19 protein-coding genes are annotated in these 19,886 nt (G+C 72.8%); 8 read left to right on the top strand and 11 right to left on the bottom strand.

Going from position 1 to position 19,886, the window contains the following annotated elements:
* Window positions 1–175: 175 nt before the first annotated feature.
* Window positions 176–595 carry a CBS domain-containing protein gene (locus tag NMN56_RS35300; RefSeq protein ID WP_274041250.1) on the top strand — a complete coding sequence of 140 codons (420 nt, stop codon included), beginning with the start codon at window positions 176–178 and terminating at the stop codon, window positions 593–595.
* Here NMN56_RS35300 and NMN56_RS35295 read toward each other — a convergent pair.
* Entirely contained in the window at window positions 581–1,609 is a 1,029-nt protein-coding gene (locus NMN56_RS35295) for an alpha/beta fold hydrolase (RefSeq protein WP_274041252.1), read from the bottom strand. The two genes, NMN56_RS35300 and NMN56_RS35295, sit on opposite strands and share 15 nt — an antisense overlap.
* 290 nt (window positions 1,610–1,899) lie before the next feature.
* On the opposite strand from NMN56_RS35295, the gene NMN56_RS35290 reads away from it, so the two are divergent.
* Entirely contained in the window at window positions 1,900–2,496 is a 597-nt protein-coding gene (locus NMN56_RS35290) for a TetR/AcrR family transcriptional regulator (RefSeq protein WP_280842690.1), read from the top strand.
* Window positions 2,497–2,644: 148 nt separating this feature from the next.
* Here NMN56_RS35290 and NMN56_RS35285 read toward each other — a convergent pair whose 3' ends face one another.
* Window positions 2,645–3,244, bottom strand: coding sequence for a GNAT family N-acetyltransferase (locus NMN56_RS35285; protein WP_274041253.1), 600 nt, complete (start codon window positions 3,242–3,244; stop codon window positions 2,645–2,647).
* Between the two features lie 351 nt (window positions 3,245–3,595).
* On the opposite strand from NMN56_RS35285, the gene NMN56_RS35280 reads away from it, so the two are divergent.
* Window positions 3,596–3,934, top strand: coding sequence for a DEAD/DEAH box helicase (locus NMN56_RS35280; RefSeq protein WP_274041254.1), 339 nt, complete (start codon window positions 3,596–3,598; stop codon window positions 3,932–3,934).
* A gap of 142 nt (window positions 3,935–4,076) precedes the next feature.
* The gene (locus tag NMN56_RS35275) at window positions 4,077–5,468 is read left to right on the top strand and encodes an NADP-dependent succinic semialdehyde dehydrogenase (protein ID WP_274041255.1); all 1,392 of its coding nucleotides are present in this window, start codon (window positions 4,077–4,079) and stop codon (window positions 5,466–5,468) included.
* A 56-nt stretch (window positions 5,469–5,524) separates the two neighbouring features.
* On the opposite strand, the gene NMN56_RS35270 is transcribed toward NMN56_RS35275, so the two are convergent.
* From NMN56_RS35270 to NMN56_RS35260, 3 genes are all read right to left on the bottom strand, one after another.
* A complete protein-coding gene (locus NMN56_RS35270) occupies window positions 5,525–6,238 on the bottom strand; it encodes an isochorismatase family protein (RefSeq protein WP_274041256.1) in 714 nt (237 codons plus the stop codon).
* Window positions 6,239–6,277: 39 nt separating this feature from the next.
* Entirely contained in the window at window positions 6,278–7,126 is an 849-nt protein-coding gene (locus NMN56_RS35265; protein ID WP_274041257.1) for a nucleotidyltransferase domain-containing protein, read from the bottom strand.
* A gap of 189 nt (window positions 7,127–7,315) precedes the next feature.
* Entirely contained in the window at window positions 7,316–7,999 is a 684-nt protein-coding gene (locus NMN56_RS35260; RefSeq protein WP_274041258.1) for a YoaK family protein, read from the bottom strand.
* Between the two features lie 234 nt (window positions 8,000–8,233).
* Between NMN56_RS35260 and NMN56_RS35255 the strand changes: the two genes are divergently transcribed.
* The 4 genes from NMN56_RS35255 to NMN56_RS35240 all read left to right on the top strand — a co-directional run bounded on the left by NMN56_RS35255 (window position 8,234) and on the right by NMN56_RS35240 (window position 12,420).
* Window positions 8,234–8,875, top strand: a complete 642-nt coding sequence (locus NMN56_RS35255; protein WP_274041259.1) for a 2'-5' RNA ligase family protein — start codon at window positions 8,234–8,236, stop codon at window positions 8,873–8,875.
* Window positions 8,876–9,208: 333 nt separating this feature from the next.
* The gene (locus NMN56_RS35250; protein WP_274041260.1) at window positions 9,209–10,684 is read left to right on the top strand and encodes a tyrosinase family protein; all 1,476 of its coding nucleotides are present in this window, start codon (window positions 9,209–9,211) and stop codon (window positions 10,682–10,684) included.
* A gap of 150 nt (window positions 10,685–10,834) precedes the next feature.
* Complete coding sequence (locus tag NMN56_RS35245) at window positions 10,835–11,188, top strand: YciI family protein (RefSeq protein ID WP_274041261.1); 354 nt, start codon at window positions 10,835–10,837, stop codon at window positions 11,186–11,188.
* Window positions 11,185–12,420, top strand: a complete 1,236-nt coding sequence (locus NMN56_RS35240) for an RNA polymerase sigma factor (protein WP_274041262.1) — start codon at window positions 11,185–11,187, stop codon at window positions 12,418–12,420. Before NMN56_RS35245 ends, NMN56_RS35240 begins: the two co-directional genes overlap by 4 nt.
* A 118-nt stretch (window positions 12,421–12,538) precedes the next feature.
* On the opposite strand, the gene NMN56_RS35235 is transcribed toward NMN56_RS35240, so the two are convergent.
* From NMN56_RS35235 to NMN56_RS35210, 6 genes are all read right to left on the bottom strand, one after another.
* Window positions 12,539–13,570 (bottom strand): glutathione S-transferase family protein, encoded by a 1,032-nt coding sequence (locus NMN56_RS35235; RefSeq protein WP_274041263.1) that lies wholly within the window; start codon window positions 13,568–13,570, stop codon window positions 12,539–12,541.
* 843 nt (window positions 13,571–14,413) lie between these two features.
* Window positions 14,414–14,881: a hypothetical protein gene (locus tag NMN56_RS35230; RefSeq protein WP_274041265.1), complete on the bottom strand. Its 468-nt coding sequence runs from the start codon at window positions 14,879–14,881 to the stop codon at window positions 14,414–14,416.
* A gap of 48 nt (window positions 14,882–14,929) precedes the next feature.
* Window positions 14,930–15,988: a threonine aldolase family protein gene (locus tag NMN56_RS35225; RefSeq protein ID WP_274041266.1), complete on the bottom strand. Its 1,059-nt coding sequence runs from the start codon at window positions 15,986–15,988 to the stop codon at window positions 14,930–14,932.
* 99 nt (window positions 15,989–16,087) lie between these two features.
* Window positions 16,088–16,849, bottom strand: a complete 762-nt coding sequence (locus tag NMN56_RS35220; RefSeq protein WP_274041267.1) for an HpcH/HpaI aldolase family protein — start codon at window positions 16,847–16,849, stop codon at window positions 16,088–16,090.
* A gap of 183 nt (window positions 16,850–17,032) precedes the next feature.
* Entirely contained in the window at window positions 17,033–18,643 is a 1,611-nt protein-coding gene (locus tag NMN56_RS35215) for a PucR family transcriptional regulator (protein WP_274041268.1), read from the bottom strand.
* Window positions 18,640–19,878, bottom strand: a complete 1,239-nt coding sequence (locus tag NMN56_RS35210; RefSeq protein ID WP_274041270.1) for an S-methyl thiohydantoin desulfurase family protein — start codon at window positions 19,876–19,878, stop codon at window positions 18,640–18,642. The genes NMN56_RS35215 and NMN56_RS35210 overlap by 4 nt, the downstream gene beginning before the upstream one ends.
* Window positions 19,879–19,886 lie beyond the last annotated feature (8 nt).

Here is a 19,886-nt window from a genome sequence, read left to right as displayed (position 1 = left end):
GCCAGTACCTCCCCACGGGAGCCTCAAACGGCGGCGCGTGCCCACCGGTCCGGTTGCCGCTTCCCCACGGAGCCCAGGGGGACGGGCACCCGGCCACGAGTGGAGGGGCGCGGTCCGGGTACCCGGGGGCTCCAGCGGTGGCAGCAGGTGCCGCCGCCCGTCGCAGGAGGAAGCGATGGCTCAGCGAGTACGTGAGGTCATGACCCCGGCGCCCGTCGCCCTGGGCGCGCTGACCAGCGTCAATGAGGCGGCCCAGCGGATGCGGGACGAGGACATCGGCGCCGTACTGGTCAGGGACGGCGCGGAGTTGCGCGGCCTGGTGACGGATCGCGACCTGGTCGTACGGGTGCTCGCGACGCACAAGAACCCCGACGAGACGACAGTGGCCGAGGCGTGCAGCCCCGAACTGGTGACGGCCTCGCCGGAGGACGAGATCGGGCACGCCGTCCGGCTGATGCGGGAGCACACCCTGCGCCGGCTGCCCGTCGTCGACAACGGAGAGGCCGTCGGCATGGTCTCCCTGGGCGACCTGGCCGTCGAACGCGACCCCTCATCGGCGCTCGGCGACATCAGCGCCTCCTCACCCAACACCTGAGCCGGACCCCACGCCCGGACCGGGCCCCGGACCCGAACCGGACCCCACACCCGCGCGGGGCAGTGCACCCGAAGCGGGCCCCGGATCCGAGCGGGGCGGCGCGGGACGGCTGTCGGCCTCGCCGGTGCCCTGGAGGAAGCCGAGCGCTCCCGCGAGCACGGCGGGGGCCGCGAGGATCCTCCGGTGTCCGAGCCCCGTTGTCACCGTCAGTTCGGCGTGCGGGGCGTGTGCCGTACGGAGCCGATGCGCCTGCCGGAGGGGGACCGTGGGGTCGTCCTCGTCGTGGATGAGCAGCGTGGGAACGCCGATCTCGGCGGGGCGCCACGTTCCGTCGAACCGTGACCACAGGTCGTCGACCTCGGGGAACAGCCGCTCCTCCACCCTGGTACGCAGCCCGTCACCGAGCCGGGGCGTGAGCGCCAGCCTGCGGCCGAACTCCTCGACGAGGAAGCCGAAGTGGCTCACTCCTGAGACCGCGACCAGGCGTTCAGCCCTGACGCCCTCGCGCAGCGCGAGGTAGGCGCAGGTGACGCCGAAGGAGTGCGCGAGTACGGAGTGGAAGGCGCCGTACCTGTCCTGGAGGCGCCGCGCGACCTCCACGTTCCTGAGGATCGTCGTCGCACTGCCCCCCGAGTCCCCGTGTCCCGGCGCGTCGAAGGAGACGGGGCTGAGCCCCAGCGCCTCCAGCCGGGGCACAAAGGCGGCGAAGCGAGAGGCACGGGAGCGCCAGCCGTGCAGCATGAGCACGGGCCGCTCGCCGTCGCCCCACCGGTAGGTGACCACCCGCTCGCCGTCGACGAGGAGTTCGTCGCGCCCGGCCCGGTCGTGCACCGCCTGTTCGGCGGGGAGCACTTTGCCGCGCAGCAGCGGGCGGCGGAAGAGAAGGAACGTGAGATCACCGGCCGGGGCCGGCGCGAGGGCTCCCACCGCGTTCAGCAGCGCGCCCGTTGCCCGCTCGGCCCTGCCCCGTCCGCCCCTCGGCCTGCCGCCCTCAGATGTCGTACGCGTCGTCATCGCGCCCCCAATTCGCCGCCGTACAGCTCCGGTACCGGAACCCGCGGGGAAGCCTGGCACCCGGCGGGAATCCGACCAGAAAACTAACCGCACGATCGTGCGGTTAGATGACTCTTGCACAGTGACCGCACGACCGTCCACTAAGTAGGATGCGGCGGAGGAGGATGATGCGAGTGTCGGCAGCACAGCCCGACGGACGAACCGACGGACGACCCCACGGGCGCACGGACGCACGAACCGACGGACGAACCGACGGACGAGTTGAGCGCGGGAACCAGACGCGGGGGCTGGTGCTGGCGCGCGCCGTGGAGATCGCGTCGACCGAGGGGCTCGACGCGCTGTCGCTGGGCCGCCTCGCGACCGGTCTGCGGCTCAGCAAGAGCGGCGTGTTCACCCTGTTCGGCTCGAAGGAGGAACTCCAGCTCGCCACCGTGCGCGCGGCCACCCGGATCTACACCGAGCACGTGGTGCGCCCGGCGCTGGAGTCGCCGCCCGGGCTCGAACGGGTCTGGCGCCTGTGCGTGTCATGGCTGACCTACTCCGAGCGCCGCATCTTCCCCGGCGGGTGCTTCTTCGCCTCGGTCTCGGCCGAGTTCGACGCCCGCGACGGCAGGGTCCACGACAGCGTCGCCGCTGCACGCGCCGAGTGGACCGCCTTTGTCGAACGGACACTGGAGGAGGCACGGGAGGTGCGGGAGATCGCCGGGGATACGGATCTCCCGCAGCTCGCCTTCGAGATCATCGCCCTGCTGGAGGCCGCGAACGCGGAGTCCGTCCTGCACGGCGACTCCGCTCCGTACGCGAGGGCCCGGCGCGGCATCCACAACCGGCTCTGCGCAGCCGCGACGGACAGCGCCACGCTGCCCGCCGAGCAGCCCGCGACCTGACCGACGGCCCCGACCGCCGCGTGACCGGACGGACCCGGCGGGCGCGTGACCGGACGGACCCGACCGCCGCGTGACCGGACACAGCGTGACCGGGCTGCCGCTCCCGCCGGGACCAGCGCACGGGCGCGTCCGGCCCGCAGGGCGCGGCTCAGACGCGGCGGAGCATGGACCAGGTGCGGGGTCCTCCGCCGGGGAGGTCGACCGTGCCCGTGACGGTGAAACCGAGACGCTCGTAGAAGTCGACGTTCCGCTCGCTGGAGGTCTCCAGGTAGGCCGGCACCCCCGCCGCCTCGGCGGCTATGAGCCCCGGTCTCACGACCGCGCTCCCCAGGCCCTTGCCCTGGCTCCCGGGGTCGACGCCGACCGTGCCGAGGAACCAGGCGGGCTCGCGCGGGCGGTACGGCTCCAGCACCTGCTCGGCGGACTCGAAGTACGGAGCCCGGTCCCCTGCCAGCTCGTTGAGCAGCGGACCGATCTCGGCGAACCCGGGCCCAGGGTCGTGCTCGGGCGTGGTCCAGACGGAGACGGCCTGCGAGCCGTCGGCCACCCACACCCGCCCGTACGGCATTCCGATGTGGGTCAGGAACAGCTCCTGGAAGCGCGCCACCCGCGCCGCGTGCCCGTCCGCAGCGATCACATGCCGGGTGAAGGCGTAGTCGGCGAACGCACGGGTCAGCGTCCGGGTCGCGAGCGGCAGGTCCCCGGGCTCGGCGGGGCGTACGCGCGCGTCGTGGTCAGAATGGGTCATGAACGTTCCTCACGTGTAATGCACTGTGCACAGCCAATCCCACGAACGATCAAGGCACGCTCCGGGTGCCCGCCCGGAGGCGCATGACGCATGGCGGCGGCTCCCGAGCGTACGAACGTACCGGGACGTGCCGGAACGCGGGACCACGGGGAGCGCAGGGAACGCAGGAAGCGCGGGGAGCTCGGGGCGAAGGTGCGGGAGGCGCCGGGGGAACAGGCCGGCCACCGGGGCCACCGTCCGCCCCGGTCCGCCTGCCCCGCCCGCCCCGTCCACGTTCCCGCTTGGTGCTCCGGCGCCGATGGGTGTTCCCTGGGGAGGGAACGCACCTTCCCGCGAGGTGAGGAGCAGGACATGTCCAAGCGGCAACCCGACCAGGCCGGAAACCGCGCCGACCAGGCACGCGGCCCTCAGGAACGGCAGATCAGCGGGGGGATGCCGAGGCATCCCGACGACGAGGAACTGGCCCGGATGACCGAGGCCGAACGCGTCGACGCGGGCGTGGACGACTACAACCCGGACGAGGTGCCCCCCGCGACCGACACCGAGCCCTCGCAGCGCGTCACCGACAGCGGGCAGTACGCCGAGGAGCGCGCCGAGGTCGACAGGGAGCTGGGAGAGGGCGAACTCGACCCCGACCAGCTGGCGGCGCGCAGGGACAGGGAAGCCTTCCCGCCCACCCGGTACAGCTGACCCGGCGACGGCGCACCACGGACGGACGCCGCACCCCGCGCACCGTCCGCACGCACGCACAACGAACTCCCCCGCGTACGCGTCGGACACCGACGCGTACCGGTCAACGCCCCATGTTCAACCGACAGTTGAGAGGTTCTTCATGCCGATCGCCACGGTGAACCCCGCTGACGGCGAGACCCTCAGGACGTTCGACCCGCTCGGCGAGCAGGAGATCGAGCGGCGTATCGCCGCGGCGGACACCGCGTTCCGCGGCTACCGCACCACCTCGTTCGCCGACCGCGCGCGCCTGATGAACGCCGCCGCCGACCTGCTGGAGAAGGAGGCAGGGGACGTCGCGCGGATGATGACGACCGAGATGGGCAAGACGCTCAAGGCAGCCGAGGCCGAGGCGGCCAAGTGCGTCAAGGCGATGCGGTGGTACGCGTCGCACGCCGAGAGCCTGCTCGCCGACGAGCACCCGGCCGAGTCCGACGTACGCGACACGGGCGCCGTCGCCGCACGGGTGCGGTACCGCCCGCTGGGGCCCGTACTCGCCGTCATGCCGTGGAACTTCCCGCTCTGGCAGGTGATCCGCTTCGCGGCACCCGCGCTGATGGCGGGCAATGTGGCGCTGCTCAAGCACGCGTCGAACGTGCCGCAGACCGCGCTGTACCTGGAAGACCTCTTCGACAGGGCGGGCTTCGCCGAGGGCTGCTTCCAGACCCTGCTGGTCCCCTCCAGCGCGATCGAGGGCATCCTGCGCGACCGGCGTGTGGTCGCGGCGACGCTCACGGGAAGCGAGGGCGCCGGCCGTTCGGTGGCGTCGATCGCGGGCGACGAGGTCAAGAAGACCGTTCTCGAACTCGGCGGCAGCGACCCGTATCTCGTGATGCCGTCGGCCGATGTGGAGGCAGCCGCGCGCACGGCGGTGACCGCGCGGGTGCAGAACAACGGCCAGTCGTGCATCGCGGCCAAGCGGTTCATCGCGCACACGGACGTGTACGACACGTTCGCCGAACGGTTCACCGACGGGATGCGCGCGCTGACCGTAGGCGACCCGATGGAGGCGGCGACGGACGTCGGCCCGCTCTCCAGCGAGCAGGGCCGCGCCGACCTGGAAGAGCTGGTGGACGACGCGCTCAGCCAGGGCGCGACGGCCCTGTGCGGCGGCCGGCGCCCCGAGGGCTTCGACCGCGGCTGGTTCTACGAGCCGACGGTGCTCACCGGGGTCACACCGGCGATGCGCATCCACCGCGAGGAGGCGTTCGGACCCATCGCGACGCTGTACCGCGTGGCCGGTATCGACGAGGCCGTCGAACTGGCCAACGACACGTCCTTCGGGCTCAGTTCCAATGTGTGGACCCAGGACGAGGCGGAGATCGAGCGCTTCGTCCGCGATCTGGAGGCGGGCGGCGTCTACGTCAACGGCATGACGGCCTCCCACCCCGCGCTGCCCTTCGGCGGCGTGAAGCGCTCCGGTTACGGCAGGGAGCTGGCGGACCACGGCATCCGCGAGTTCTGCAACGCCACCACGGTCTGGCGCGGCGCCTGAACGCCCCCCGCCCGTCCCGCACGGGCGGCGCGTACCCGGCGGGCGGCGCGTCGACCTCACACCCGGCGCTCACCGCCGAGGAGCGCGAGGAGTTCGGCGGTGGCGCGTACGTCGCCGAAGGAGCGGTAGACGGTGCGCAGGGTGGCGTTGTGGTCCTGGTCGCGGCCCGCCGCGTTGGCGTCCGCGACCAGGACGACCCGATAGCCGAGCGTGGCGGCGTCCCGCGCCGAGGACTCGCAGCACACGTCGGTGACGGTGCCGGTGATCAGGACGGTGTCGACCGCGCGTTCCTCCAGCAGCCCGGGCAGCGGGCAGCGGCCGGGAAAGAAGGCGCTGGGCGCCGTCTTCTCGACCAGCAGGTCCTCCCCGCGCACGGTGAAGTCCGCGCACAGCCGCCCCGCGAGGGGGCCCGTACCGCCCGCCGTGCGGTAGACCTCGGCCGCCTCGGGACCGTAGAACTCCTCGGCCGCCGGGGTGGGTTCGGCCACGGCGGGCAGCACCCATGCCACCGTGCCGCCCGCTGCGCGCAGCGCCGTGGCCAGCCGCTGGATGTTCGGGACGATGCCACGGCAGTACGGGTTGGCCTCCACGAAGAACGGCACCATGTCGACCACGACGAGCGCGGTACGGGCCGGCCGCAGCAGCGGGTAGGCGAACCGCCGCCCGCGGCGCGTCTCTTGGCGCGCGTACTCACGCTCCTCGATCCGCCACGCGTGCACAGGCGCCGCGCTGAACGTGCCTTCGGCCGTCTCCCGTGTGCCGTCGTTCATCCCGGACTCTCAGACTCACTGGCTCTCAGACTCACTGACTCACTGGCTCCCGGACTCACTGACTCCTGGACCCGCTGGCTCCCAGGCGGACCGGCCGACGCTCTCGAACAGTGCTTCGGCCTCCTCGATGCCGCGCTTCAGCGCGCCGGGGTCCGTGGTCAGCCCGGCGATGATGCCGTCGACGGCGCGGAGGCCGGCGCGGGCGAGGAGCCGCTTCTCGTTGGTGACCCACTCGCCGCGTGCGGCGAGGACCGCGTGGGCGGTCTGCATGGCCGCGTTGGCGAGCGCGCCCGCGACCTCGGTGAGACCGCCGCGCGGAGCGTTGTTGGCCTCGGCGTACAGGAGGGTCGCCGCCGCCTTGCCGCGCCAGTGCGCCGCTGCGCTCTCGCGGAGCTGTGCCGGGTAGTCGGGGCGTGGCAGGGTGCCGCGCAGGACGCGGCAGAGTGCCAGTTCGGCGGCCACCAGATAGCTGGGGATGCCCGCGAGATGGAACATCAGCGGTTCCCAGTGGAAGCGGCCCTCCGCCGCCTCGGCCAGCTCGTGTTCGACCGTGTCGAGGTCCCGGTAGTGGATGTCGACACGGCGGCCTTCGACGGTGAGCCAGGCGCCGCCGTTGAAGACTCCGCCTCCCCAGCCGCCGATCTCGGAGACCTCGCCTTCCCAGCCGACGGCGCGCAGGTCGTCGGGGTCGAAGGCGCCCCTGTAGTACAGCGCCAGGTCCCAGTCGCTGCCGGGCCCGTGTGTGCCTGTCGTGCGGGACCCGCCAAGGGTGACGGCCTCGACGGTGGGCAGAGAGGCGAGCCGGTCGGCGAGGCGGTCGAGGAACGCCTCGTCCTCAGCGGCTCCGTTGCCGCTCTCGGTGTGCGCGGGGCGTGGGGTGTCGGTCATGAGGATTCCGTTCCATGGAAGTGAGCGGGAAGCATGCGTGTCCGCACCACAGGCCGCGTACGCGGTACGGGCCTCGTCCGCACGGCACGCCGGACACCGGAGCTGTGCTCGTACGGCGCCGTCGCGAACTGCCGCGCGGGGGGCGGTGCGGTGCGGGGTGCGGGGAATCCTCACTTCATGCGGCCGAAGCTAACACGGCGCCGCACGCCGTGCGACAGTGGCCGCCGCCGCGACGGCGAGGAGCAGCAGCACGGCGGGCGACAGCGCGAGAGGGACGCCGTGGCGTAGGTGGAGCCAGGCGCCGAAGAGCGCGCCGGCGAACATCGCGACGACCGACAGCAGGCGCCGCACCATGGGGGCGCCAGGCCGGTCGGAGACCATGCCGGTCAGGGTCGTGGTGAGCACGGTGGTCGCCATGTCGGGCACGGCCAGCCCCCGTACGACGGCGTTCTGGAGCCCCATGCCGCAGGCGAGCGCCACGATCAGCGCGTAGTGGCTGACCCGCCAGGCCGCGCCGGCCAGCGACGCGCCGACGAGGACGGCGTGCACCAGGACCAGCGTCGCGAAGAGCCGCTCCCGGTGGCCGATGTGGCCGACGAGGCGCCCGCCGCCTGCCGCAGCGGCGAGAAAGGTGAGGAGCGCCAGCAGCGCGGCGGGCGCGGACAGTTCGTGGGAGCCGGCGAGCGCGAAGCCGAGGAAGACGACGTTGCCGGTCATGTTGGCCACGAAGACGCGGTCCAGAGCGAGGAAGCTGACCGCGTCGACGATGCCGGTGACGAAGGTGAGGACCACGAGCAGCGGCGGCAGCACGCCGTGGTGGCCGGGGTCACCGGGGAAGAGGCGGGCCGCTGTCCGATCGAGCACAGTGCGCATGCCCTCTCCCTTCGGCAGCCGCACGGCACGCCCTGAGCCCGACGTGCGCCCCGGCAGCACCGGTCAGCGCCGCGTCCGGGTACGGGCGGACTCGTGCGGCTTCCCCTCTCGATGCGAACGAGGTCCGGCCTGTCCCCGGCGTCAGCTGCCGGGCCCCGGACCCCGGATGGCGGACCGGACCGGGTGGCGGACCGGGTGCGGGAACGAAGAGGCGGGGCGTTAGCGTGACCCGCTGTGGACGAGGTCGAGGTGGCGGAGGAAGTGGCAGAGGGAGCGGACGGTGAGGCCGGCGAGTGGCCGGTCGCGCCGGGTACGACGGCGCTGAGTGTGCCCGTAACGGAGGCGGACGCCCTGGTGAGCGGCTGGCGCGCGCGTTACGACACGGCGGCGCGGCACGGCGGAAGCGCGCATCTCACGGTCCTCTTCCCCTTCCTCGACCGCCACATGGTGGACGCCACGGCGCGCACGGCGCTCACGGAACTGTTCGCCGCGCACCCGCCGTTCGCCCTCGAACTCGCCCGCTGCGCCCGCTTCCCCGGCGTGCTGTACCTGGTGCCCGAGCCCATGGCGCCCCTGCGCGCCCTCACCAGGGCCGTGACGGACAGGTGGCCGGAACACCCCCCGTACGGCGGCCTGTTCGGCGACCTCGACCCGCATCTGACCGTCGCCAACAGCGGTGGTGAGGCCGTCCATACGGCGATCGAGAAGGACCTGGCGCCCCGGCTGCCCCTCACCGCGCGCGTGCGTACCGTCGATCTCGTGGTCCACGACGGCACCCGCTGGCGGCCCTGGCTCTCCTTCCCGCTCGGGGCCGGTTCACCGGACGCGCCACGGGCGGGCACGGGCACGGGCGGGGCCGCCGCGTCCGCGCCGTGAAGGAGCCGGCGTGCGCGGGCCGTTGGCAGCTGTCGCGGGGACGGTGAGTCCCGGTCCGAGCGAGGCCGCTGCCCCGGCCCTGTGAGCAGCACGGAATGCCTGGCCGCACTCATGTGTTTTTTCCCGCGCTGTGTTTCCTCCCGGCGCCGCTTTTTCTGTCCTTCCACGGAATGTGAGGGCACACCCATTGGCACACCCATTGGCAAGCCCGTCGGCAAGGAATCCGACGCGATCACCACACGGACGAGTGGATGGCACACGCACAGGTTCGGTGACTCCATTTCCGCCTTCTACGTTTTTCCTGGCACCGATGCCGGTGACGGGAGAGGAATCGTGGGAAGCAGTTTCAAACGGCGGGATGTCGCGGGGATGGTGAATCCCACGACGGGGGCATGGGACCCCGTTCTGTACTGGTACGCCAGAGCCGTCGGAGAGATGAAGAAGAAGGACAGAAGCGCGTCGGACTCCTGGCTGTTCCAAGCCTTCACGCACGGCGTTCCGAAATCAGAGGGTGTGCGGCCGACGGACCCTGACGAATGGCGTCAGTGTCCTCATGGAAACCAGTATTTCCTGCCGTGGCACCGCTGGCATGTCTATTACTTTGAACGGATTGTCCGGCGCGTCATCGTCAAGGATCTGGGGCAGCGGGACCAGGCGCACTGGACGCTTCCCTACTGGAACTACGCCCATCTCGACGCCGCTTTCGACCCGCTTCTCGGCGGGGCGCAGTCCGCCGAGGAGTACCGCAGGATCCCCTTGGCGCTCCGCCAGGAGAGAATGCGCGACCCGCGGGGGCAGGAAGAGGGTCCGAACCCGCTCTACCTCAAGCCCCATGATGCGAACGGGCGTTGCCGGGGCGCGGAGCCGATGACGTACGACCAGGTCGACCCCGCTGCGGCGATGCGTGAGCGGCACTTCGAACCGGTGGACAGGCGTGCGGTGTCCGGGTTCTCCGCGGTTCTGGAGCGCTGGCCGCACGGGAATGTGCACACGGCGGTGGGCGGGCTGATGGGAAAGGTGCCGACGGCGGGCCAGGACCCCGTGTTCTGGCTGCACCACTGCAACATCGACCGGCTCTGGTACGCGTGGCTGTCCCGGGGGCACACGCTGCCGACGGGCTGGCAGTGGCCGGCCGTACGGCCGCAGCACGCAGAGCACGAGCACGGCAAGGACCTGCCGTTTGTGCTGCGCGACGAGAACGGCGGACAGCACAGGTTCACGGGTCCTGTCTTCACCTTCCCTGAGGACGCGTACGAGTACGAGTCCCTGACCGACGGCACCGGCTCCGACGCCCCGCCGAAGGCGCGTCTGGGCGTCGTTCCGCCGGTCGGCGCCGTTCTGGTCGCCGGCACGGACGAGGAGACGGCGCTCGGCGCCGGGCAGCTCGCCCTCGACCTCGTCCCGGAAGCGGGCAGGGAGGAGGCCATCGGCTCCGCATTGGAGGGGAACGCGGGGGAAGATGGCTCCTCCCTCGTCCTGCTCACCTTCGAGGGCGTACGCGCCGACGCGCCGCCGTGCACGAACTTCCGCGTCTTCCTCGGCGACGACACACGGGACACCAACCCGTGCGGCGACGCGTTCGTCGGCCTGCTCACCTTCTTCGGGGCGGTCGGTGAGGACGCGGAGATGACGGAGGACGGCGCGGGACTGACGTTCCGCTTCGACGTCACCGAGACGCTGAGGGACCTGCGCGGCGGCTCCGCGTGGTCCGGCGCCGGAGTGCCGACAGTGCGCATCGCCCCCGCCGAGGAGCCCTCCTTCGAGGGCGTCAACGCGCGCTTCTCACGGGCGAGCTTCACGGTGACCTGACGCGGAGGCGACGCGGCTCAGGGGTACGCACGGAGGCGCGAGGAGAAGTGAGGCGAACGGGCCCCGCCGGGATGTCGATCCTGGCGGGGCCCGTTCGTATAAAGGGTGAGAGACCGGCAGGAGGCCGGTCGCGAGCCGAAGGAGAGCGACGTGGGGCAGTATCTGCTCAGCATCTACCAGCCGGACGGCGGGACACCGGAGCCCGAGGTCCTGGACCCGATCATGGAGCGGGTCGAGGCCGTGAACACCGAGATGCGGGAGGCCGGCGCCTGGGTCTTCGCCGGTGGCCTCTTCCCGCCCGAGACGGCCACCGTCGTACGGCTGAGCGGGGACGAGGTGCTCACGACCGACGGCCCGTACACCGAGGGCAAGGAGCACCTGGGCGGCTTCACCGTCATCGAGGCCCCCGACCTGGACGCCGCGCTCGCCTGGGGCCGCAAGCTGACGCGCGCGATGACCCTTCCCATCGAGGTCAGGCCGTTGCAGGGCGGAAGCTGCGGGTGACCTCGGCGGGTCGGCCGACGGAGAAAGCGGGGATCGAGCGGGTCTTCCGGGAGGAGTACGGGCGTGCGGTGGCCGTCCTGGTACGGCGATTCGGCGACATCGGCCTCGCGGAAGAGGCGGTGCAGGAAGCGTTCACCGAGGCGGTCAGGCGCTGGCCGGAAGCGGGAGCGCCACCGAGCCCCGCCGGCTGGATCGTCACCACCGCGCGCAACAGGGCACTCGACCGGCTGCGCAGGGAAGCCTCCCGCGAGGACCGGCACGCGCAGGCCGCCCTGCTGTACGCGGCGGACGACCAGCCGGAGGAGGGGCCCGTGCGGGACGACAGGCTGCGGCTCCTGTTCACGTGCTGCCACCCGGCGCTCGGCATGGGCGCACGGGTGGCCCTCACGCTGCGGCTGCTGGGCGGACTCACCACAGCGGAGATCGCGCGGGCCTTTCTGGTGCCGGAGCCGACGATGGCCCAGCGGCTGGTGCGCGCCAAGGCGAAGATCCGCGACGCCGGCATCCCCTACCGGGTGCCGCGCGACGCGGATCTGCCCGAGCGGCTGCACGGCGTGCTGGCCGTCGTCTATCTGGTCTTCAACGAGGGGCACACCGCCAGCTCGGGCGAGCGCCTGGACCGCGAGGACCTGGCAGCGGAGGCGGTGCGGCTCGGCCGGCTGCTGGTGGAACTGATGCCCGACGAGCCGGAGGCAGAGGGGCTGCTCGCGCTGATGCTGCTCGTCTCGGCGCGCTCGGCGGCGCGCACCGGATCCGACGGGAGGCTGGTGCTGCTGTCCCGCCAGGACCGCGGCCTGTGGGACCGCGAACTGATCGCTGAGGGGCAGGAGTTGGTCCGCCGCTGCCTGCGGCGCCGCCGTCCCGGCCCGTGCCAGGTCCAGGCCGCGATCAACGCCGTGCACAGCGAGGCCACGACGGCTGCCCGCACGGACTGGGGCCAGATCCTGCGTCTCTACGACCAGTTGCTCAGCCTCACACCCACACCCGTGGTGGCGCTGAACCGCGCGGTCGCCGTGGCCGAGGTGCACGGGCCCGCGGAGGCGCTGGCCCTGGTGGACGGGCTGGAGCTGGAGAGCTACCACGTCTTCCACGCCGTACGCGCCGACCTCCTGCGCCGCCTCGGCCGCTGCTCCGAGGCGGCGCTCGCCTATGAGGCGGCGCTGAACCGTACGGCCAATGAGGCCGAGCGCCACTTTCTGCGCCGGAGCCGAGCGGAGCTGGACGGCATGTGACCCGCACGGGCCGTCCGGCCTGGTCCGGCGGAGTTCAGGGCGGCTGCGAGGGTTCGGCCGGCTCCGGGGGATGCGGACGGCCGGGCGCCCCGTCCGCGTGTCCGGCGCAGATGCCGCGTCAGGCGCGGTGTGCTGCCGGGATCTCCTCGGCCGCGGGTACGGGGCCCGGTGGGGTGCCGTCACCGAAGGGCCGGCCGCCGAGCTGTTCCCGGTGGTGCGGCTCGTGCCAGCCCGACAGGTCGGGTCCGGCGGGCACGATGCCCGTGGGATTGATGCCGAGGTGCACGCCGTAGTAGTGGCGCTTGATGTGGTCGAAGTCGACGGTGTCCCCGAAGCCGGGCGTCTGGTACAGATCGCGGACGTACGCCCACAGCACCGGGTCCCCGGCCAGCTTGTTGCGGTTGCACTTGAAGTGGCCGTGGTAGACGGGGTCGAAGCGGACGAGGGTCGTGAACAGCCGGATGTCGGCCTCGGTGAGGGTGTCCCCGACGAGGTAGCGCTGATCCCTCAGCCGTTCCGAGAGCAGGTCGAGGCGGCGGAAGACATCGCCGTACGCCTTCTCGTACTCCTCCTGCCCGGTGGCGAAGCCCGCGCGGTACACACCGTTGTTGAGGTCGCGGTAGACGCCCTCAGCCACCTCGTCGATCTCGTCGCGCAGTGCTTCCGGGTACAGGTCGGGCGCCCCTGGCCTGTGGTGGTCCTTCCACTCGGTGGACAGGTCGAGGGTGATCTGCTGGAAGTCGTTGGTGACCAGCTCACCGCTGGGGACGTCCACGATCGCGGGGACGCTGACACCGCCGGGGTACCCGGTCTCGCGCTTGTCGTACGCCTCGTGGAGAAAGCGGATGCCGAGGACCGGGTCGCGGCCTCCGGGGTCGAGCGTGAAGCGCCAGCTCCTGTCGTCCTGGATGGGGTCGGTGACGCCGAGCGAGAGCGCGCTCTCCAGCCCCAGCAACCTTCTGACCACCAGGGCGCGACTGGCCCACGGGCAGGCCCGGGAGACGACGAGCCGGTAGCGGCCCGCCTCGACAGGCCAGCCGTCCCTGCCGTCCGCGGTGATCCGGTCGGCGAAGTGGCTCCTGGACCGCTTGAAGGGCTTCTTGCCGTACGCGGTGTTCCCGGCACCTTCGCCGGTGTCAGCGGGGCTCATTCCCGGTGTCCTCCTCACGGGGGCGGGCCGGGAGTCTCCCTCCCGTCCTCCCCCGCATCCCATCACCGATACGTCCGCGACGCACGGGGTGCTGGGCCCCGCGCGGGATGTGAGGCGCGCCGCCGTCGGCGGGTGAACAGGGGTGGAGGGGCGCTTCAGTTGGCGCGTGTCGCCGGCCGGGGCGGCACGGCACCCGGTTACGTTGCCGAGCGCCTGAAGCCGCACTACTTTGAGTGGTCGGCCACGTTGAATCCATCAGTGCGGCGCCACCGGTGAGCACCCCGGGAAGCGCAGCACCCCGGTGCCGCACCCCCGGGCGTCGCCCCTCCTACGCCGTACGCCGCGGAACAGCGCACCGAGACCGTTGCGCGCCTCCCGGAGGAGAACCCCGGCCTCCGGCCGCGAGGAGCCTGACGCTGAGGGTACGGCGCGGCCGGGCCGGACCGCCGAGGCCCCCCCTTCTCACCCGCGTGTGGGGGCGCACCGACCGCCCAAGAGGCCGTCATGTCACTTCCCGTCCTGCCACCGAGGCCGTACCCGCGGTACGCGCCGCACTCGGCACCCGGGGCAGGAGCTGCGGCTGATGCGGCTCTTCGGCCGGGACGGCCTCCGTACGGAACCTGACGGCGGACGCGTCCGTACGGAACCTGGCGGCGGGCGGGACCGGCGCTTTCGTCGGCATCGCCTGCAGGACGAGCAAGCGGCCGGCGAACGCGACACCCCGGCGGGCGACGGGAGTTGAGCCGGTGACCGTGGCCGGTGACCGTTCGCCCGTTGTCCGTTCGCCCGGTGATCCCGGTGTGGTCCGTCGGGCGTGCGTTCAGCGGCCCGGCGGGAGTGCGTTCAGCGGATCAGGGGCGAGGCGCGGGCCACGAAGTCCTCGATGGCCTGCCTCGCCAGGGTGTCCAGGGCATCGTGCCCGGCCTGGTCACCCGCCGTCGACATGTCCCGCGTGCGGTCGTAGGCGTGCTTGGCCGCACGGACGACCTCCGTGTCCTCGGTGACCAGATCGACGCGGTAGAGCACTTGCCTCGCCACGGTACGCAGGCGGTGTGCCTCGTCGCGCGCTCTGAGGAACGCCTCGCCCTGTGGGTCCTGCTGCCTGCCGTACCAGCGTTCCGCCTGGCCGCGGCGGTACTCCTCCGCCGCGGCGGCGAACGCGCTGTACGTGGCGATGCGTTCCTGCCAGAGCGCCTCGGACCGTGCGAACCGCTCACCGCGGCGTGCCGCGTCGAGCTGGAAGAAGTGCGTGACCACCACGCCGATGAGCGTGCCGGCGACCGCGACACCGCTTGTCCATATCGCTTCCACGGCACGAGTGGATCACAGGCGGCGGGGTGGGAGGTACCGGCGGACGCGTCAGCCGGCCGTGCGGGCCGCCTTGACGAAGGTGTGCACGTCGTCCTCGGTGGTGTCGAACGCCGTCATGAGGCGTACGACCCCGCTGTCGGGGTCCCAGGTGCCGAACGAGTAGCGCTCACGGAGCCGTTCGGCCATGCCTTCGGGCAGTACGGCGAAGACGGCGTTGGCCTCGACGGGGTACACCAGGCGTACGCCGGGGACGGTGGAGAGGCCGTCGGCGAGCAGTGTGGCCATCGCGTTCGCGTGGCGCGCGTTGTCCAGCCACAGCCCGTCGGAGAGCAGCGCGAGCAACTGCGCCGAGACGAACCGTGCCTTGGAGGGCAGCTGCGTGGTGGCCTTCTTGACGTACGCGGTGCCGGAGACGGCGTCCGGGTCGAGCACGATGACGCAGTCGCCGTACAGAGTGCCGTTCTTGGTCGCGCCGAACGAGATGACGTCAACGCCGGCCTCGGTGGTCAGCCGCGCGGGGGAGACGCCCAGGGTGGCGGCGGCGTTGGCGAGCCGTGCGCCGTCGAGGTGGAAGCCCAGTCCGTGTGCGTGCGCCTCGGTGGCGAGCGCTTCCAGTTCGCCGGGCGTGTAGCAGGTGCCCAGTTCGGTGGTCTGGCTGACGGAGACGACGCCCGGCTGGGCGTGGTGCATGTTGCCGAGGTCACGGGTGTATCTGCGGATGCCTTCGGGGGTGAGCTTGCCCTCGGGTGCGGGAACGGTCAGCAGCTTGAGGCCCGCGTGCTCGGGCCCTGCCGTCTCGTCCGTGTTCAGGTGCGCCGAGTCGGGGCAGATGACGGCCTGCCAGCGCGAGGTCATGGCCTGGAGCGCGACGAGGTTGGCTCCCGTGCCGTTGAAGACCGGGTACGCCTCGGCACGCGGCCCGAAGTGCTCGCGTACGACCTCGCCGAGGCGTGCGGTGTAGACGTCGCCGCCGTAGCTGTCCTGGTGCCCGCCGTTGGCCGCGGCGAGCGCGGCCATGACACGCGGGTGTGCGCCCGCGCAGTTGTCGCTGGCGAAGTCGTGCCAGGACGGGTCGTGCAGGACGGGAGCCGTGGGCTCCTCACTCATGGGGTCTCCTTCGGTCGGGCCCGTCGGTTTCGGGCGCCTTCGGTCTGTGTGGGGGCGGAAGGGGAGGCGGACTACGCGCGTGCCGCCGTGCGGACGGTGTCAGCCGTCGAGCGCCGTACGGAACGTGTCGAGCGTGTGCCGCACTCCGGCGCGCAGCGCCGCCGCGTCGGTGTCGGCGGCGACCAGGTGGACGGGAGGCAGGTGCGCGGCGAGCGCGATGTTGCCCGCGAACAGGCCGCCGATACGGCCGTGTTGGCGTGCGGCATCGAGCGCCTGGCGGATGGCGGCGATCACGGCGGGGTCGTCGGCCGCGCGCCTGCCCAGCGAGAGCGCGAGGTCGTACGGGCCGGCGAAGAGGCCGTCGACACCGGGGACCGAGGCGATGGCCGCCGCGTGCCGCAGCCCCTCGGCCGTCTCGACCATCGGCAGCAGCAGAGGTTCAGCGGCGGGCCCCGCGCCGCCGGTCAGCGAGGCGCGGGTCAGACCCGTACTGCGCGCACCGTACGGCGGATGGCGAACGGCGCGTACGAGCGCCGCCGCCTGCTCGGCCGACTCGACGGCGGGCACGATCACGCCGGCGGGGCCCGCGTCGAGGACGCGCGCGAGCAGCGCCGCGTCGTGCGAGGGAACACGGACGAGGACAGGTGTGCCGGAGGCGTCGGCCACGCGCAGCAGGGGCGGCACGTCCTGGGGTTCGAGTGCGCCGTGCTGGAGGTCGATCCCGAGCCAGTCGAGGTCCGTGCCACGCAGGGCCTCCAGCCCGAACGGGGTGAGGAAGCCGGCCCACAGGCCGAGCAGGGCGGGAGGTCCGCCGGTGCTCTCGCGCAGCGCGTCGGCGAAGGTGTGCGGGCTGAGCGGCATGGTGGCTCCTGGGGGAACGGGCGCGGGCGGGGTCGCTGACGGGGGCTCATTCATGGGCGCGGCTTCGTGCACCTTCATGGACGCGCTTCGTGTGCGCGACCTCATGGGCGGTCTTTGTGTGCACGCCCTCATGGGTGCGTCTCTGTGTGCACGCCCTCATGGCTGCGCTTCGTGTGCGCGCCCTCATGAGTGCGCGTCCAGGGCGCGGCACGCCATCTGGAGGGCGAGGCGCTGGCTGGGGTCGTCCAGGTCGACGCCGAGGCGTTCGCGGATCTGCCGGACGCGGGCGCCGACGGTGTTGCGGTGCACGCCCAGCGTCTGGGCCGTGGCCACGGCTGAGCCGCCGCTCTCCAGGAACGTCCGCAGGGTGTCCAGCAGGTGGGCGTGTTCGCGGTCGCGCAGCGGGGCGAGCGCGGTCTCCGCGAAGGCGCGGGTGACCTCGGAGCGCTGCCAGGTGGCGAGCAGCCGCGCGACGCCGAGTTCGTCGGCGTGCTCGACGGCGGGCCTGAACGCGTGGCTGCGGGCCAGCGAGGCGGCGTCCCTGGCCTCGGTGAGGGTCTCGGCGAGGCCGCCTGGGCCCAGGCGTGCCCGCCCGATACCGGCCACGAGGCCCCACGAGCGCGGCAGCCCCGTGATCACCACCCGCAGGGCGCGCAGGAGTTGACGGGCTTCCTCGGGGCGCGGCTCCAGTTCGCCGCTGGTCCACAGGGCCCAGCCGTCACCCCTGTCGACGACGGCGACGGTGTGGACGCCGTGCCGGGCCAGCCCGTCACGGTGCTGTCCGAGCACGCTGTCGCGGTCCTCGCGGGCGCGGGAGTTCTCCATGGTGAGGTGGATTCCCGCGTGCCAGTCCTGGAGCCGCCAGCCCAGGGACAGCGCGTTCTCGACGACATCGCGGCTGACGGTGTCGCGCGCCGCCATGATCTCGGCGAGCAGCCCGGTCTGGAAGACGGCGTCCCTGCCCGCACGCGCCCGCTGCCCGGTGAGCCAGGAGCGTACGAACGGCTCGGCGACGGCGAGTGCGACGCCCAGCGTCTCGGTCCTGTCGGCGTCGGCGCGCTCAAGGGTGATCGCGAGCCAGGCGGCGGCCCTGTTGCCCTCCTGGTCGTGCACGGGGTGGACGAGGAGGTGGGCGGCGCTCTGCGGTACGGGCAGGTCCAGGCGCAGTCCGGGTGGCACCGTGACGGGTTCGCCGAGGATGGGCGTGCCGTCGGAGGTGACGAGGGAGAGCGGTACGGCCAGGATCCGTTCGGCAGCCGCGAGGATGTCACGCCCGGTCTTCTTGGCCGTGAGCTGCCGTACAAGGGCGAGCACGGTTCTGGCGCGGGTGAGTTCGTGCGCCCGTATCCGTACGCCCAGCTCGAACAGGAGCGTGGCGGGCTCGGCACGCTCCAGCCACAGGAGGGGAATCCCCAGCCGGTCGGCGAGCCGCATGCCGGACAGCAGCGGCCTGGTACGGCCGGCGGCGACCAGCAGCGCCGCCGCGCCCGCCTCCTGGGCGCCGCGCACCAGCGCGTCGAGCCGGTGCGGCGGGGTCACCTGGGTGTCGTCGCAGACCAGGAGATGCCCCTCGACACCAGGCGGCTCCGGCTCCCCGGCCGCGTCGGCCTCTCCCCCGGCCGCCGGCCCGGCTGTGCCCTGCCCGGCAGCGCCCGGCTCACGGCCCGTTGCCGTGTACCGGGAGACGTCGGTGACGGGGCGCTCCAGGCCGCCGTGCCCGGCGAGGGTGACGGCGCCGTCGAGCAGGGGGTCGGTCAGCAGGTCGGCGACGCGTATCCGTGCGCTGCCCCTCATGTGCGCCCCCTCTCCCCCGGCGCCCAGGGATCCTGCGGCGCCGCCGGACTCCTGGGCGTACCCGGGTCCTGCGGCGCACCCGGGTTCTGCGGCGCACCCGGGTTCTGCGGCGTCTCCTGGCCCGCTGCGCGGAAGCCGGCTCCGGGTGCGAGCGCGAGCCCGTAAGCGGCGGGGCCGACGAGCCGCGCGGCCTCCCGCGGCCACTGGTGGAGCGCGGGCAGGCGCAGCAGCAGGACCGTACGGCCTGTGCGGAGCTGGTCGGAGCGTACGGGCGTGTGCTCCACGGGGTCGACGGCCACGATGATCTCCGGAGTGGCTGCGACGGTCTCGCCGTCCACGGTGACGGCGAGGAGTTCGTCCAGCAGGTCGACGCGGACGACGGCGCCTGTCGCGTGGTCGTGCAGGGTGACGCTGCCCGTCGTGGCGCCGCGCCGGGGCTGTATCTCGTCGATGCGGGCCGCTGACAGCAGCCGCGCGCCGATCCGCGCCGCGAATTCGGCGGGCGGCGCCGAGCGCGCGGCGAGGTACGTCTCGCCCAGGCGCAGGCAGGCGGTGAGGGTGCCGGGGATGCCCGAGGCGCGCAGCACGCGTGCGGTGACGGGGTGCAGCGCCAGCGCGGCGGCGCCGCCCATCGCCGCGAGGTTGGCACGGACGAGGGGTTCGACGGCGCGGGGCGCGCAGGAGGTGACGAGCACGGTGTCGCCCGCCGGGTCGACCACGGCGAAGGGGGTGGCCTGGTGACCGTCGACGGCGAGGGTGAGCTGGTCGACGCGGGGCAGGGCGCGGCCCATGAGGTCGCCGTCCACGACGGGCAGGCCGAGCCCCGTGGCGGCGAGCGCGGGGATGAGCGCGTTGAGCCCGCCGATCTCGATGATGCCCACGGCGTCGGCCCGCCGTCCCACGGCGCTCTCGACGGCGCGTACGGCGCGTACGAAGTCCTCGGCGGCGACGAGCCGTTCGGCCAGCACGTCGGGCGCTCCGACGTGCCCGACGTGCACCACCAGCGCGTCGTCGGGGAGCGCCGGGGCGGCGACGAGGGGTACGGGTCCCGCGGCGAGCGCGTGGCGCAGGAGGCGTGCGGGTACGCCGACGTCGCCGCCGCCTCCGGAGCCGAGGAGGGTGGCTCCGGAGGCGAGCGCCGGCAGGTCGGCGGGGGCCAGCCGGTGCGCCCCCGCCGGTACTTCCGCCGGCCCGCGCGCCGCTGGTCCCAGGGTGTTCCCCGTCGTGCTCCTCACAGGCGGAT

It is taken from the genome of Streptomyces iconiensis (assembly GCF_028657195.3).
In the GTDB taxonomy this organism is placed as follows: domain Bacteria; phylum Actinomycetota; class Actinomycetes; order Streptomycetales; family Streptomycetaceae; genus Streptomyces; species Streptomyces iconiensis.
The sequence above is the reverse complement of the archived record's forward strand: the minus strand, read 5'-3'. Positions and strand labels throughout refer to the sequence as shown.